Below are 14,632 nucleotides of genomic sequence, written 5' to 3' on the forward strand. Positions count from 1 at the left end.
ATGACAACCACGCAAACTGTTTCCGGGACCACCGCTCGGCCGGCCACCCGCGGACGCCCAACCTACGCGGTCGGTACCCGACGTCACCTCGACGCCGACGAGATCGCCGCCACCGGATTGCGCGACCGGTGGTACCCGATCCTCCCGTCGCACATGCTCGAACCCGGTGCCATGGTGCCGGTTCGCCGGCTAGAAGTGGACTGGGTGCTGTTTCGTGACGCACAGGGTGTGGTGCGCATGCTCGAGGATCGGTGTCCGCACCGCAGCGCACCGCTGTCGGTCGGGCAGCACCTCGGTGACCGCATCGCCTGCGCCTATCACGGGGTTCAGGTCGACGGTGAAGGCACCGTCGTGTCGGTGCCGGGTATGCCCGGCTGCGCACTCGAAGGGCGCAGGGCGACAGTGTCGCTCGAGGTCGTCGAGGCCGCCGACACCATCTTCGCGTTCGTGCCGCTCACCGCGGAGTCGGTGCCCACCCCGTTCGTACTGCCCGATCGGCTGTCGGATCCCGAGGTGTCGTGGTTCGGCAACTACGCGGAGTGGGCCGGGCCGTGGCGCTTCTACATGGACAATGTCCTCGATCCGATGCACGGCGCCTTCCTGCACCGTGATTCCCACTCGATGTTCGGCGGCGACACCGCGGCCCGGTTCCGCATCCGCGAGACCGACCGAGGATTCTTTTTCGAGAAGACCGATCAGCGCGGGGTCAACTTCGACTGGGTCGAGTTCGTCCGCGGCTCCATGGACCACGTGGACCTGGAGATCCCGTACGGTCCCGGCGCCGGCCCCGGCGGCGTGTTCGGGATCGTGGGCATGAGCACGCCCATCGACCGTTCGTCGTCGGCGATCTTCCACTGGCGTACCCGCCGCGTGAGCGGATGGGAGCGAGAGGCCTGGCGGTTCATGTACCGGACCACCCTCGAGGAGAAGCACTGGCGGGTACTCGAGCAGGACCGCGAGGTCCTCGAAGCGCTGTCGGGTGACGCCGACCGCGAAGAGCATCTCTATCAGCACGACCTCGGTGTCTCCCGCATCCGCCGCATCTATCGCGCCGACGCGGTCGCCCAGGCCAAGCAGCTCGCGGAGCTCAACGCATGACCACCCCGGCGAGCGAGGAAACGATGATGCTGACCGTGGTCTTGCGGCACGACCAGGGACAGAACCTCGAGCAGCTGCAGGGGCGCCTCGACCACAACGACTGGTGGCACGGCTTCCCCCCGGACGGCTGCGAGATCGTGTCGTGGGTCGTGGCGATGGGTATCGGGCAGATCGTCACCCTCCGACTACCGGCTTCCCGTCTGGCGGCGGTCAACGTGGAGCTCGAGCGCCGCGCGTGGGGCAGCTTCCAGACCGATTTCTACCCGACCTACGACTTCCTGCCGGTACGAGCGCGTCTCACCCGCGAATCCGACGCCAGGCGTGCGCCGGCGACCACCCGGGCGGAGTCCGTCGCATGACCCGCGTCGCGGCGGCCGCTGTGGCCGAACCTCCGTGTCCGGATATGTTCAGCAACGCGCGGATCGTCAACGGACAGTTCTTCCTGTCCGGAATGCATGCGGGCACACCCGACGGACCTGTCGGCGGCACCGACCCGTTCGCGCAGGCGACAGAGGCGTTTCGCCGGGTCCAGGCGCTCACCGAGGCCTGCGGCGCCACGGTCGACGACATCGTCGTCCTGCGCATCTACCTCACGAACATCGGTGACAAGGCTGCCGTCGGACGTGCCCGAGGAGCGGCCTTCTCCGGTGACTTCCCGTGCTCGACGCTGGTCGAGGTGTCCGGGCTCGTGGAGCCAGACCTCGTCGTCGAGATCGAGGCTCACGGATTCCTGCCTACAGCTGCGTGACCGCAGCCGATTAGAATCAACCAATCCCCACCCGGCGACAGCCACGCCGGCAAACCCCCGAGGACCCCGTCATGAGCGGACCAAACCACAATTCCGGTTCCACCACCCCCGAGATCACCCGACCCCACTGGCCGGTCCTGATCCTGGCGTTCGTGGCCGTCGTTCTCGACGGTTACGACACCATCGCGTTGGGGTTGTCCGTCCCCGACCTCGCCGACGACTGGGGTGTCTCCCCGTCGCACTTCACGCCCGCGCTGTCGCTCACCAGCCTCGGCGTCGCCCTCGGGTACATCGCCGTCGGGCGGCTGACGGCACGGTTCGGTTGTCGAAAGGTCGTGTTGGTCGCGGTCGGGGTGTTCACCGTTGGCTCGCTGCTGACCGCGTGGGCCGGCGGGATCGTGGAGCTGACTGCGTTGCGCTTCGTCACCGGATTCGGTCTCGGCGCGGTGATGCCGGCCGCGGTGGCGCAGGCGACGGCGCTGAACCCGGCGCGCTATCGCCAGTCGATCGCCGTGTTCGTGACTACCGGGATCTCATTGGGCGCGCTCATTGCCGGGATCTTCGGTTCGGCGGTGATCGGGTCGTACGGATGGCCGGCGGTGTTCATCGTGGGCGCCGTGGGCTCGGCGGCGCTGCTGCCGTTCCTGTGGATCTGGCTGCCCGATGAACGAACGGCGACCGGCGTGGTGGCTGCGCCGGCCGCCGCCAAGCACGACGCGTCGGTTGCCCGGCTCTTCGACCCGGCGGTTCGGGTGCGCACGATCCTGCTGTGGGTGTTCTCGTTCCTGATCTTCTCGGTGTATTACATCTTCTCGTCCTGGCTGCCTACGCTGCTGACCAGCTACGGCTTCAGCACTGGACTCGCACCGCTCGGATCGGCTGCTCTCGGAGTGGGCAGCATCATCGGTGCCGGAGTGCTGATGGTTGCCGCGTTCCGATTCCGGATGACGTCGGTGCTGGCCGGGACGTCGATGGTCGCCATCGTGTTCCTGGTGCTGTCGACATTCCTCGGTGCGGACAAAGCGATGCTGCTCGTAGTGTTCGGCGGGGTCGGGCTCGGTCTGCAGGCCGGCATGATCGGTCAGGCGGCAGTCGCGGTATCCCTCTATCCCCAGCGGACCGCCGCGACCGGTGTGGGCTGGACGTCGTCGATGGGTCGGCTCGGCTCGGTCGTCGGTCCGATCGTCGGTGGAGCTCTCATCGGACTCGGTTTCGCGACCAGCACGATCGTGCTGATCGCGTGCATTCCGGTCGCCGTCGCGGCGGTGGTCGTCGTCGCACTGGGGCGGGCCACGCGTGAGCGACCTGTGAGGGTGCACGGCGGTCGGCCCTCCGTCGTCGGCGCCGCCTGATCCAGCATCCACTCACCAGGCAGACGCTGCGAAGGCGTCGTGCCGATCTCGGAGACCGCAAGATATGCGGCGATTCCCACGACGAAAGGTCGCGCAGTGAACGAACAACGAACGGGTGCCATGGCAGACGCCGGATTGTCCGGTCGCGACATCGCGATCGTCGGAGGCGGAATCGGCGGATTGGCTGCTGCGATCGCCCTGCGCAAGGCGGGGATCGACGCAGTGGTGTTCGAGCAGACATCGCAGTTCGCGCGCGTCGGCGCCGACATCAACCTGACCCCGAACGCCGTTCGCGTCCTGGACTCGGTGGGCGGTGAACTGGGCTCGCGCCTCCGCGATGGTGGAGCGCAACCACAGTTCCGGATCAGCCGGATGTGGGATTCGGGCGAGGAGACGTCCCGGATCGAGATGGGTCGCAGCGCCGAAGAGCGTTACGGAGCACCGCAGTTGACACTGCACCGCGGGGACCTGATGTCAGCGATGCGCGATGCGGTCCCCGATGCGTGGATGCAGATGGGACGGCGGGTCCAGTCGGTTGAGTTCGGCGCCCGCCCGACGTTGATCTTCGACGACGGGAGCCGGCACGACTGCGATGTGGTGATCGGCGCCGACGGCATCCACTCCCGCGTCCGCACCGCGATGTTCGGGCCCGAGAACCCGGAGTTCACCGGCGTGGTCGCCTATCGTGCGGTGATCCCCCGCGACAAGGTCGCTCACCTGCCCAACATGGATTCGTTCACCAAATGGTGGGGTCCCGACCCAGACACCCAGATAGTCGTCTTCCCGCTCAACCGCGGCAAGGAGATCTTTGTCTTCGCGACGACCGGCCAACCGGAGTGGACAGAGGAATCGTGGACCGCCCCAGGGTCGATCGCCGAACTCCGGGCGGCCTACACCGACTTCCACCCGGAGGCGCGGACGCTGCTCGATGCGTGTGACGAAGTAATGAAATCTGCTCTCTACGTGCGTGATCCACTCGATTCGTGGACCAACGGGCGGGGCGTTCTGCTCGGCGACGCCTGCCATCCCATGATGCCTTTCATGGCGCAGGGTGCCGGCCAGGCGATCGAGGATGCCGCGGTGTTGGCGCGTTGCCTCGCGACCGGGGACACAACCGCGGTCGCACTGCATCGCTATCAGGACACCCGCCGTGAGCGGACCGCGGCGATTCAGCGCGGCTCGCGCAGCAACGAGTGGCTCAAGGGAGCCGGCAACGGCGACTGGGTGTACGAGTACGACGCATGGTCGGTGCCGCTGGGCGCCGCGGCTCAGGTGTGAACCCGTGCCACGCCGTCGATCGGAGCCATTCCGGACAGCGCGGTCGGTCAGCCTGCCGCGGAATCCGCTCGGAGTCGGATCAATTCGGCGGCAATCGACACAGCTGTCTCCGCCGGGCCGGCGCTTCCGATCGGCAATCCAATCGGACTGTGCAGGCGGGCGAGCCTGTCCGCGCCGAGGCCGGCATCACGCAGTTCGCCTCGGCGCCGGGAGTCGGCGGTTTTCGAGCCCATCGCACCGACATAGAACGGGGGAGTCGGCCAACGAGTCTCGTCGAGACCTTCGACCAGCACCGGAACATCGATCTTGGGATCATGGGTGAGCACGATGATGACGCATCGGCCATCGAGCCGTGCGCCATCACGTTCGCGTGCAACGTAATCCGATGGCCACTCGCAGACCAAATCATGTGCATGCGGAAGCCGGGTGGCGGTGACGAAAAGCGGTCGTGCGTCACACACGGTGACGCGATAGCCCATCCGTGCGCCGAGCAGCGACATCTCTGCCGCGAAATCGGTCGACCCGACGATCACCATCCGAGGCGCCGGCACGAACACACGAACGATCGAACCGTCGGGGGTGAGGCGTGTGTGGTCACTGTCGTGGCCCACCACCGTATGGGTCGAGCCTGTCTCGGGTGACGTGGTGTGCAGGGCGCAGGTTCGCCCGGCGGTGAGCTCATCGACGATGATCGAAAGGTGGGGAAAGGACACATGATTCACGCGTTCGACCAGGACACTGAGCGATCCGCCGCAGGTCAGTCCGGGCGCCAGGATGTCACCATCGGGGCCGTAGTTCTCGATGCGCGCGACACCGGTACTCAATGCCTCAAGCGCACTTTCATAGAGTGCGCCCTCGACACAACCGCCGGAGATGCTGCCGACCACCGAGCCGTCCTCGTGTACCAGCAACATCGCACCAGGACCCCGTGGTGCGGACCCGTGGGTTGCGACCACCGTGGCGAGCCCGCATGAGCCGCCGCGCTGCCATACCCGCAACGCCTCCGCGAGCACCGGCTGCGATGTGGCAAGCAGTGATGCCATGGCGGCGCACCTCCAGGTGTTCGAGCGAATGCTCTGTACCGGAGTGGAATACGGAACCCCGCGCACCCGGCGATACGACGATCGTACACAATTTTTGCGCTAAGGTAATCAGGAAAGAGCCGAGTGGATCACGCCAGGGATCGACTCGGCCGGACTCGTGTGATGGGTGGTTCGGTATGCCAAGCGCATCAGGAGGTGTCGACGACGGTGTCGCGGAGATCATCCGCGGGTGGGCAGCCGTCCGGCCGGAGTTGGGTGTCGAACCGCTGGAGATCTTCGGCCGACTGCATCGTAGCTACCTGCTGTACCGCGCCGAGATCAACTCCGGATTCGAACGTTTCGGCCTCAACGAGGCGGGATTCGACGTCCTCGCGTGTCTGCGGCGTGCGGAACCGCGCTACCGTCGCACTGCTGGGGAACTGGCGAAACAGACGCTCGTCACGACGGGCGGATTGACCCTGCGCGTCAACCGGCTCGAGAAGGCGGGGTTCGTGACCAGGGAGCGAGATCTCGACGATGCGCGCGTTGTCTATGTCGCCCTCACCGACGCGGGGCGGCGGCTGGTCGACGAGGTTTCCGATGCGCATTTCGCCATGCTGGCTCGGTTGCTGGAGCCGGTCGATACCCCGGATCGCCGCCGGCTCGCCCACCTTCTGTTCCTTCTCGAGGAGTCGTTGCGTACCTCAGATGACGCCATAGATGACGAAGCTGCCAGCGCCTGAGCCTATTTCGACCCGGCAATTCGCAGGATGCCGGCTCGTCGCTTGAATGCCGGGCTACTGAGTCCTTCACGTGAAGCTTACGTAAAACGTGCCGCGAATATCGCCAAACCGTTGACCTCTTAGCGCAAAGACAGGCACAATCCCTTACAGCAAAGATATTTGGCGCTAAGACGGATGTGTCACTCTGACGCTCCGCGGTAACGAGAGAGATTCAGCCCAATGAACAAGATTCGTACCGCGCTGGCCGCAGTCGCGGCGAGCGGTGTCCTCGTGTTGACGGCCTGTGGCAGCGGTGCCGGGTCCGATGCTGCGGCACCCGACGGTAATCTGGAGAAGACGAAGATCACCGTCGGGGTACTGCCGCTGGCGGACTACGGCGCCGTGTACTGGGCCGACCAGAAGGGGCTCTTCGAGAAAGAAGGTCTCGATGTGACCCTGGAGCCCATCCAGGGTGGGCCCATCGGGATTCAGAAGGTGGCCTCGGGCGAGCTCGACTATGCGATCGCGAACACCATCTCGGCGTCGATCTCCCAGGCGCAGGGTGCGCCGGTCACCGATGTCGCGTTCACCGCGTCCCTCGGCGAAGGGAGTGGCGCGATCTTCGTCAAGCCGGATTCACCGATCCAGACGATCGATGATCTCAATGGAAAAACGGTCGGTACCAACACGACTCGCAACATCGGCGACGTCACCTTCGCGAACCTGGCCAAGTCCGAGGGCAAGGACGTGTCGCCGAACTGGGTGGAGGTGCCCTTCCCGGAGATGGTGTCCGGCGTCCAGGCGGGCTCCATCGATGCCGGATACACACCCGAACCGTTCTGGTCGGCCGCCCAGCAGGCGGGGATGCGTCGAGTCGTGGATCTGACCAGCGGCCCCAACGCCGGTCTGGCGGCATCGATCTTCGTGGCCGGCAACAGCTTTGTCGACCAGAACCCCGACACCACCGCCGCGTTCACGCGGGCCATCTACGAAGCGGGCGGACAGATGGCCGCCGACGAGCAGGCCGTGCGCAACTGGATCCCCAGTGTGGCCAAGGTGCCGGAGAACGTGGCCCAGACGATGGTGATGCCGACCTACTCGTCGGGTATGGACGTCGCGGCGTTGGAGAAGGTGTCGAACATGCTGAAGGATCAGGGCCTGGTCCCCGGGGAGTTCGACATCAGCGCCCACGTCTATCAGCTGCCCAAGGACTGAGCGATGCGCGTCGACAACGAACCCTTGACCCGTACGCGGGTGCTCGCGTACGGCGTCATCGGGACCCTCGGTGCGGCGGTCGTCGCGCAGGTGCTGTTCCAGCCGTCGGTGATCGGTAAACCGGGTCTCCCGATTCCGACGCAGGTCATCGGAGGTGTGGGCGATCTGCTCGGGGACGAGGCCTTCTGGGAAGCAGTCGGTTTCACTCTGCAGGAGTGGTTGCTGGGCGTGCTGATCGCGTCCGTTGTCGGCGTGCTGATCGGCGGCCTGATGGGCGCGTTCACTTCCGTGTTCGTGGCGTTCGAGCTGCCCGTCGAGGTATTCCGGGTGTTGCCGTCGGTCGCAATAGGTCCGATTCTGGTGTTGCTGATCGGTGCCGGGATGTTGCCGCTTTCGTTGACCGTCGCGCTTGCCTGCCTGTGGCCGATTCTGCTCAACACCATGTACGGCGTGCGTGGAGCCGATGTGACGGCAGTGCAGACCGCTCGAAGCTTCGGCCTGTCGGAATTGCGCATACTCGGCAGGGTCAAGATCCCGAGCGCTCTGCCGTTCGCATTCACCGGTATTCGAATCGCGGCCTCGATAGGCCTCATCGTCGCGGTGAGCGCCGAACTACTGATCGGCAACGGGCAGGGGATCGGTGGATACATCTTGGTCAACAGCGCCAATGCCACCGACCTCGACGTCGTCTACGCGGCGACACTGGTTGCCGGTTTGCTCGGCATGGCGGTCAGCGGGGTGTTCGCGGCGGTCGACTCGGCCGCGTTCGGTTGGAAGAAAGGACTCGCACAGTGACTCTCGCACAAGCTGATCGAACGAGCATCGCCGAGAGCGAGTTCGGAACCCCGAATCCGTCGAGGGGCTGGGTACGAAGGCCACAACTGCGACGTCTCGCTGGTCGGGGCGGGTTACGTCTCATCGTCCCGGTGCTCCTGCTCGCCGCTTGGTATGCGCTGTCCCAGTCGCCCACATCAGGACTGTTCGTGGCGGCGCCTGCCGACGCGTTGCGCCGAGTGTTCAGCGAGTTCTTCAGCACCGATCCGAGCACGCTGTTCCTCGGTGATGCGTTCTACGACGACCTGATCCCGAGTCTCTGGCGTGCCATGGCGGGTCTGGGTCTGGCGATCGTGATCGGGGTAGGCCTCGGCATGCTGCTGGGGATGAGTCGCGTGATGACGGCCTTGTTCCAGCCGCTCATCCATCTCGGCAGATCGCTGCCGAGCCCGGCCCTGCTGGGTGTCTTCTTCTTCCTGTTCGGCACCGGTGACAGCCCGAAAATTTTCTTGATCGCCTTCAGCGTGGTGTGGCCGGTACTGCTGAACACCATGGACGGGGTCGGCAGTGTCGGGACCGCGCGGATGCAGGCCGCGGCGGTCTTCCAGATCGGCCGCTTCGACACCTTGGCGCACATCGTGCTGCCCGGGGCATCACCCAAGATCTTCGCGGGCATACGGACCGCGATGTCGTTGTCGCTGATCATCATGATCATCTCCGAATTGCAGAAGTCGGAGAACGGATTAGGGTATCTGCTCATCCAGACGCAACGGAACTTCGACTACACGGGATTCTGGGCGATCCTCATCGTCCTGGCCGCCCTCGGGGTGGTTCTCAATTTCATCTTCAAGGCCGTCGAACGGCGTGTTCTGGCCTGGCACCGAGGAGCAACTGCCCAACATGACTAGCACCGTTACAAGACGCGAAACCAACTCAGCTGCACTGTCTCTCGAAGGTGTCTCCAAGTCCTACGACGACAATATGGCCATTCGGGACGTCACCGCACAGATCCCGGCGGGTAAGGTCAGTGTGATCGTGGGTCCGTCGGGCTGCGGAAAGTCCACCTTGCTGCGGATGATCAGCGGACTTGACACGCCGACCGTCGGGGCAATCGAGTTCAACGGTGCCCCGGTGCGCGGAGTCCCCGAGGGACTGGCCATGGTCTTCCAGGACTACTCGCGATCATTGTTCCCATGGATGCGGGTCGACAAGAACGTGGCATTTCCGCTCAAGCATCTCGATGCGACCGAGCGCGCCGAGCGTGTCCAGGAGGCCATCGACGCGGTCGGGCTGAGTGGCAAGGAGAAGCTCTACCCGTGGCAGATGTCGGGCGGTATGCAGCAGCGCGTCGCCATCGCCCGCGCGCTCGCGCGCCATCCGGCACTGCTCCTGATGGACGAGCCCTACGCGTCGGTCGACGCCCAGACTCGCGCCGATCTCGAGGACCTGCTGCTCACGATCCAGGCGAAGCTGGGAATCACGGTGCTGGTGGTCACTCACGACATCGACGAGAGCGTCTACCTCGCCGACCGCATCATTGTGCTGTCCAAGCCGCCGAGCGTGGTGGCCGAGGTGATCGACGTCGGCCTGGCGCGACCGCGCGACCAGATCATCACCAAGGAGGACCCGGTCTTCGTCGAGACCCGCGCACACGTCACCTCGTTGCTCAGAGGCGTGGAGGTCCCGGTGGCAGGCAATCGCTGATGCGTGCCCAAGCTCTCGGTTCGGGCCTTGTCGCTCAATCCCAATCGGCCATCCGGCCGTTCCCGTTGCATCGGCCGACAACCGTGGCCATGGCCGGTGAACTCATCGCCGAGCACCCCGAAGCGACCATAGCGGCCGGCTGCTCGGATCTGATGGCGCGTATTCGGGAAGGCGAGAGTGTCGAGCGACTGATCTCCGTGCAGCACGTCGACGAGTTGCGGCAGGTGAGTCTGTCCGACGGCGGTGTGCTCCGTATCGGTGCTGCGGTGAGCCATCACGCCGGCTCGACCCACCCGACGGTGCGGGCCGTGGTACCGGGGTTCGCGGCCGCCTGGGGTTCAATAGCAACCGTCCGCATCCGGTACACGGGAACGATCGGCGGCAACGTGATGGCGGGCCGAACCCGATACGAGATGCCGTTGCTGCTCGGCGCGCTCGGCGCCGAGTGCGACTATGACGCAACCGGGCGCCTGCTGTGCGGGATACGTGTGAACACTGATGACCTCAGCTATTTCGGGTATGAGCGGTCGATGCGTCCCACTGCGACTTTGGCGCTGGCGATCCATCGAGACGGCGCCGGTGGGCAGCTCGTCCGCGCCGTCGCCGGCTCCGAGTATCGGCCGGGCTATGTGCTGACGGCCCCGGGCGTCAGCGAGGACCCCCGCGATCTCGACGCTGCCGCGATCGCCGCCACGCTCGCGGGCCAATTGCCGGCCGAATGTGCCGACTACAGCGGTTCGGCCGATTATCGACGGCACCTTGTCGCGGTGCTGGCCACTCGCATCCTCCGTGCCGCGGGAGAGAGGACCCAGCCATGAACAGCAACAGCGACGACGGTGCACTCGCATCAACTGTTCGTTTCGAACTCAACGGCAAGAGCGAGAGCGTCACGGTCTCCACCAACGAGACGCTGCTCGGTCTGCTGCGGTCGGAGTTCGACTGCCGCGGTGTGCGGTCGTCCTGCGAGCGCGGCGTGTGCGGCGCCTGCACGGTGCTGATCGACGACCTGCCCGTGGCCGCGTGCTCCACCTTCGCATTCGCCGTCGACGGTGCGTCCGTGCAAACGGTCGAAGGTCTCGCCGCTGCCGACGGCTCGCCGTCGCCGGCTCAACGTGGCTTCACCGAGTGCGGCGGATTCCAATGTGGTTACTGCACATCGGGAATGCTGATGCTCACGACGGGGTTGCTGCGGCAGTCCCCGGAGCCGGATCGAGCGACGATTCGTGAGTGGATCTCCTCGAACACGTGTCGTTGCACCGGCTACGAGACGATCTTCGAGTCGGTGGAGTGCGCAGCGCGCATCGCCGCCGCCGATGCACCCTCGGACATTGCGAACCAGCCGCTGCCGGATTGCGGGGAGTCCCGATGACGGCCGTCGAGTCGTTCGAACACTCCGTGGTCGAAGCACCGCCGGACTCTTATGTGATCCACGATCTGCCCACGGTCGATCCTGAACACAGGATCAACGGAAGGGACAGACCGCGTGCGGATTCCGGTGCAAAGGTGACCGGGCGTGCGATTTACGGAACCGATGTGGCCCGTGCCGGGATGTTGCACGCGAAGGTCTTGCGCAGTCCGCACGCCCACGCCCGGATCGTATCCATAGACGATTCTGCGGCGCGTGAACTTCCCGGCGTCAAAGCGGTGCTCACCCAGGACCAGGCCACCGATCTGCAACCGCACGGCACGATGGTCAAAGACCAGCCGACCGTTGCGATGGACGTGGTGCGGTATGTCGGTGACATCGTCGCCGCGGTCGCTGCCGTCGACGAACGGACGGCGCTCGAGGCGCTGGACCTTATCGACGTGCGGTACGAGATCCTGCCGGCCGTGTTCGAGGTCGACGACGCCCTCGCCGACGGAGCGCCGGTGATTCATCCCGAGCCGCCATTCGGCGTGATCCCAGGATACGGCGACGGCGCCTCTGCCGTGCTGCGTCCGCGCGACAATGTCCCCTACGAGTTCCGCTACCGAACAGGTGATCTCGACGCGTGGGAGCGGTGCGACCATATCTATGTCGACACCTTCTGTTTCTCCCGCATGAATCACATGCACCTCGAGCCGTTCGTCACTGTTGCCGAGGCGAGCGACGACGAAATCGAGGTGTGGACGTCGACGCAGAGTCCATTCAACCTACGCAAAGAACTGTCGCGGGTGTTCTCGTTGCCGGAAAACAGAATCCGTGTGCACGTGCCACTGCTCGGCGGCGGATTCGGTGCGAAGAACGGTCCCAAGGCCGACCCAGTGGCGATCCGGTTGTCGCAGTTGTGTGGGGGCCGGCCGGTGCGGTTCGCCATGACGACCGAGGAGGCGCTTCTCACCGTGTCCCAGCACGCCGCCAAGCTGGTCGTGAAGTCGGGGGTGATGGCCGATGGCACATTCGTCGCGCGCGAATCGCTGGTGCTGCTCAACGGGGGCGCGTACGCCGAGCACAGCCCGCCGGTCGCCGAGAAGGCCGGCTACCGCATGCCCGGCGCATACCGATGGGAGTACATCGATTCGGTCTGCCAGGTGGTCACCACCAACACGGTCCCTGCAGGTGCCATGCGAGGGTTCGGTGGCACCCAGGCAACGTGGGCCAGTGAACGGCAAGTCGACCTGATCGCCGAGCGACTAGGACTTGACCCGTATGCCCTGCGGGTCAAGAACTTCAAGGCACTCGGCGAGGAGTTCGTTCCCGGTGAGTCGGGTATCGACTCGGATCTCGAAGAGGGACTGCGCATCGTGGCCGAGGCGATCGGCTACCACCAGCGACCGACGACGCGGAACCCCACTGCGCCACTGCGCCGCGGGATGGGCGTCGCGGTGGGTGTCAAGGACGGCGGCGGCATCAACAAGCCGGCGATGGCGCGGGTCAAAGTGACGTCGAAGGGCGATGTCATCCTGAACTGCGCGCTCACCGAGATGGGGCAGGGCGGACATTCGGCCATGTGCCAGATCGTCGCCGAGGTGCTACACACCCCGCCGGGGCGGGTCACCTATGCGCGGATCGACACCGACAACACGCCTTTCGATCAAGGCACCAATGCGAGCTCGGGCGTCGCCGTGATGGGCCAGGCCGTCCGCAGCGCTGCCGAGACTCTGCGGCGTCAGGTCCTGGAGTGGGCTGGTGAGCAGTTCGGATTCGACCCGGCTCGCGCCGAGCTCGACGACTGGACCGTCCGCGGTTGTGGCGGCGAGCCGCATCCGCTGTTTCCGCGCATCATGGAGATCTTCGGCAACACCGGTTTCGAGTTCTCCGCTGACGGTTTCTACAAGGCCCGCAACGATCATCGGGCACCGTTGGAGGCGCCCTGTGTCTTCTGGGAGATCGGCTGGGCAGCAGCCGAAGTGGAGGTCGATCTCGACACCGGTCGTGTCGAGGTACTGCAGCTCGCCGTCAGTGGCGACGCCGGCAAGGTGATCAGCAAGATCGGTTGCCGCGGCCAGGACGAGGGCGCCGCTGTGTTCGGACTCGCTCAGGCGCTGTTCGAGGAGATGCGTTACGACGACGGTGAGCTACTGAACGCCGAGGCGCTGCTCTACCGGGTGCCGCTGGCCGAGGACATCCCCGAGCGATTCACGTCCATCACCCAGGAGCAGGGTCATGGTGCCGGGCCGTTCGGTGCGAAGGGGATGGGGGAGGGCGGCATGCTTCCGGTGGCGCCGGCGATCGCACAAGCCATCGCGGACGCTACGGGAGCGCAGCTGACCGAGCTGCCGATGACCCCGGAGCGGGTCTACCAGGCGATCAGTGCGGAGAGGAGCGCGCGATGACGGCAAGCGCATGGACCGAAGTGACTACGTCGCGGATCTGTCGGGTCGCGGTTCTGGGGTGCGGCACCATCGGATCCGTGGTCGCCGACGGGCTGCTCGCCGGAGATGTACGCGGTGCGCAGCTGCATGGAGTGATCGGTCGTAGACCGCAGAGTGACACGTCGGTGACGTGGATGTCATTGACGGATGCCCTCGGCGCTGTCGATATCGTCGTCGAATGTGCTGGGCAACAGGCGGTACGCGACCATGCCGTCGAGATCCTCGAGTCCGGTTGCGATCTGGTGGTGACCTCGGTGGGAGCCCTCAGCGACCTGGAATTGCGCGCACGGCTACGCCATGCCGGACCTGGTCACATGGCGATCACCAACGGCGCGATCGGCGGACTCGACATCCTCGCAGCCGCGCGGGCCGCCGGCGGGTTGGAGTCTGTGACGCTCACCTCGTCGAAGAAGCCGGCAAGTCTCTTGCGGCCATGGATGTCCGGGGACGAGCGTGATCGGTTGTGCACCACCACCGAACCCGTGGTGGCCTTCCGCGGAACGCCCGATGAGGCGGCCAGGTTGTTCCCGGAGTCGCTGAACGTCGCCCTAGCCGTCGATCTCGCCGCCGGGGGCGTCGGTGACACCGTGGTGGAGTTGATCGCCGATCCGGGAGCACAGCTGACCCGCCACGAGATCTCGGCTTGCGGCTCGATGGGCCGGTATTCCATTGTCGTCGAGAACAAGCCGAGTGCCGACAATCCACGTAGCAGCGCGATTGTCCCGTATTCGGTTCTGCGCACGATTGCTTCGATGGTCGATCGGCGGTCGTGTCGAGTTGACGTCGGGCCGTAGATCGGGCCGGGCTTGCGAGCGTGGCCGCGACCCGTGCCGACCACACGGACCGCAACCCGGTCAGGCGACGATGCCGGCACTGATTCGACCGGCCCTCGCGCCGGTGGATCTGAGTCTGGCAGTGACGTGA

Annotated in this window: 15 protein-coding genes; 14 read left to right on the forward strand and 1 reads right to left on the reverse strand. The window is 65.6% G+C overall.

Features of this window, described 5'->3' with window-relative positions; all coding sequences use genetic code 11:
- The 5 genes from ACLQ3I_RS05470 to ACLQ3I_RS05490 all read left to right on the forward strand — a co-directional run bounded on the left by ACLQ3I_RS05470 (position 1) and on the right by ACLQ3I_RS05490 (position 4,476).
- Positions 1–1,098, forward strand: a complete 1,098-nt coding sequence (locus tag ACLQ3I_RS05470; protein WP_425800387.1) for a Rieske 2Fe-2S domain-containing protein — start codon at positions 1–3, stop codon at positions 1,096–1,098.
- A complete protein-coding gene (locus ACLQ3I_RS05475; RefSeq protein ID WP_425800389.1) occupies positions 1,095–1,457 on the forward strand; it encodes a hypothetical protein in 363 nt (120 codons plus the stop codon). The genes ACLQ3I_RS05470 and ACLQ3I_RS05475 overlap by 4 nt, the downstream gene beginning before the upstream one ends.
- A complete protein-coding gene (locus ACLQ3I_RS05480; protein WP_425800391.1) occupies positions 1,454–1,846 on the forward strand; it encodes a RidA family protein in 393 nt (130 codons plus the stop codon). Before ACLQ3I_RS05475 ends, ACLQ3I_RS05480 begins: the two co-directional genes overlap by 4 nt.
- A gap of 71 nt (positions 1,847–1,917) precedes the next feature.
- Positions 1,918–3,198 carry an MFS transporter gene (locus ACLQ3I_RS05485; protein ID WP_425800393.1) on the forward strand — a complete coding sequence of 427 codons (1,281 nt, stop codon included), beginning with the start codon at positions 1,918–1,920 and terminating at the stop codon, positions 3,196–3,198.
- A 96-nt stretch (positions 3,199–3,294) separates the two neighbouring features.
- On the forward strand, positions 3,295–4,476 hold the full coding sequence (locus tag ACLQ3I_RS05490; protein ID WP_425800395.1) for an FAD-dependent monooxygenase: 1,182 nt from the start codon (positions 3,295–3,297) through the stop codon (positions 4,474–4,476).
- 47 nt (positions 4,477–4,523) lie between these two features.
- Here the strand turns inward: ACLQ3I_RS05490 and ACLQ3I_RS05495 are convergent, their stop codons facing one another.
- Positions 4,524–5,519, reverse strand: coding sequence for an XdhC family protein (locus tag ACLQ3I_RS05495; protein WP_425800397.1), 996 nt, complete (start codon positions 5,517–5,519; stop codon positions 4,524–4,526).
- Positions 5,520–5,695: 176 nt separating this feature from the next.
- Between ACLQ3I_RS05495 and ACLQ3I_RS05500 the strand changes: the two genes are divergently transcribed.
- The 9 genes from ACLQ3I_RS05500 to ACLQ3I_RS05540 all read left to right on the forward strand — a co-directional run bounded on the left by ACLQ3I_RS05500 (position 5,696) and on the right by ACLQ3I_RS05540 (position 14,502).
- Entirely contained in the window at positions 5,696–6,241 is a 546-nt protein-coding gene (locus tag ACLQ3I_RS05500) for a MarR family winged helix-turn-helix transcriptional regulator (RefSeq protein ID WP_425800399.1), read from the forward strand.
- A gap of 219 nt (positions 6,242–6,460) precedes the next feature.
- Positions 6,461–7,435 (forward strand): ABC transporter substrate-binding protein, encoded by a 975-nt coding sequence (locus ACLQ3I_RS05505; protein WP_425800401.1) that lies wholly within the window; start codon positions 6,461–6,463, stop codon positions 7,433–7,435.
- Between the two features lie 3 nt (positions 7,436–7,438).
- A complete protein-coding gene (locus tag ACLQ3I_RS05510; protein ID WP_425800403.1) occupies positions 7,439–8,230 on the forward strand; it encodes an ABC transporter permease in 792 nt (263 codons plus the stop codon).
- Complete coding sequence (locus ACLQ3I_RS05515) at positions 8,227–9,117, forward strand: ABC transporter permease (protein ID WP_425800405.1); 891 nt, start codon at positions 8,227–8,229, stop codon at positions 9,115–9,117. The genes ACLQ3I_RS05510 and ACLQ3I_RS05515 overlap by 4 nt, the downstream gene beginning before the upstream one ends.
- Complete coding sequence (locus ACLQ3I_RS05520; RefSeq protein ID WP_425800407.1) at positions 9,110–9,913, forward strand: ABC transporter ATP-binding protein; 804 nt, start codon at positions 9,110–9,112, stop codon at positions 9,911–9,913. The genes ACLQ3I_RS05515 and ACLQ3I_RS05520 overlap by 8 nt, the downstream gene beginning before the upstream one ends.
- Entirely contained in the window at positions 9,913–10,731 is an 819-nt protein-coding gene (locus tag ACLQ3I_RS05525; RefSeq protein ID WP_425800409.1) for an FAD binding domain-containing protein, read from the forward strand. Before ACLQ3I_RS05520 ends, ACLQ3I_RS05525 begins: the two co-directional genes overlap by 1 nt.
- The gene (locus tag ACLQ3I_RS05530) at positions 10,728–11,282 is read left to right on the forward strand and encodes a (2Fe-2S)-binding protein (protein ID WP_425800411.1); all 555 of its coding nucleotides are present in this window, start codon (positions 10,728–10,730) and stop codon (positions 11,280–11,282) included. Before ACLQ3I_RS05525 ends, ACLQ3I_RS05530 begins: the two co-directional genes overlap by 4 nt.
- Positions 11,279–13,669: a xanthine dehydrogenase family protein molybdopterin-binding subunit gene (locus tag ACLQ3I_RS05535; RefSeq protein ID WP_425800413.1), complete on the forward strand. Its 2,391-nt coding sequence runs from the start codon at positions 11,279–11,281 to the stop codon at positions 13,667–13,669. The genes ACLQ3I_RS05530 and ACLQ3I_RS05535 overlap by 4 nt, the downstream gene beginning before the upstream one ends.
- Entirely contained in the window at positions 13,666–14,502 is an 837-nt protein-coding gene (locus ACLQ3I_RS05540) for an aspartate dehydrogenase (RefSeq protein ID WP_425800415.1), read from the forward strand. The genes ACLQ3I_RS05535 and ACLQ3I_RS05540 overlap by 4 nt, the downstream gene beginning before the upstream one ends.
- Positions 14,503–14,632: the final 130 nt, after the last annotated feature.

The organism is Gordonia sp. DT101 (assembly GCF_049844895.1).
Classification (GTDB): domain Bacteria; phylum Actinomycetota; class Actinomycetes; order Mycobacteriales; family Mycobacteriaceae; genus Gordonia.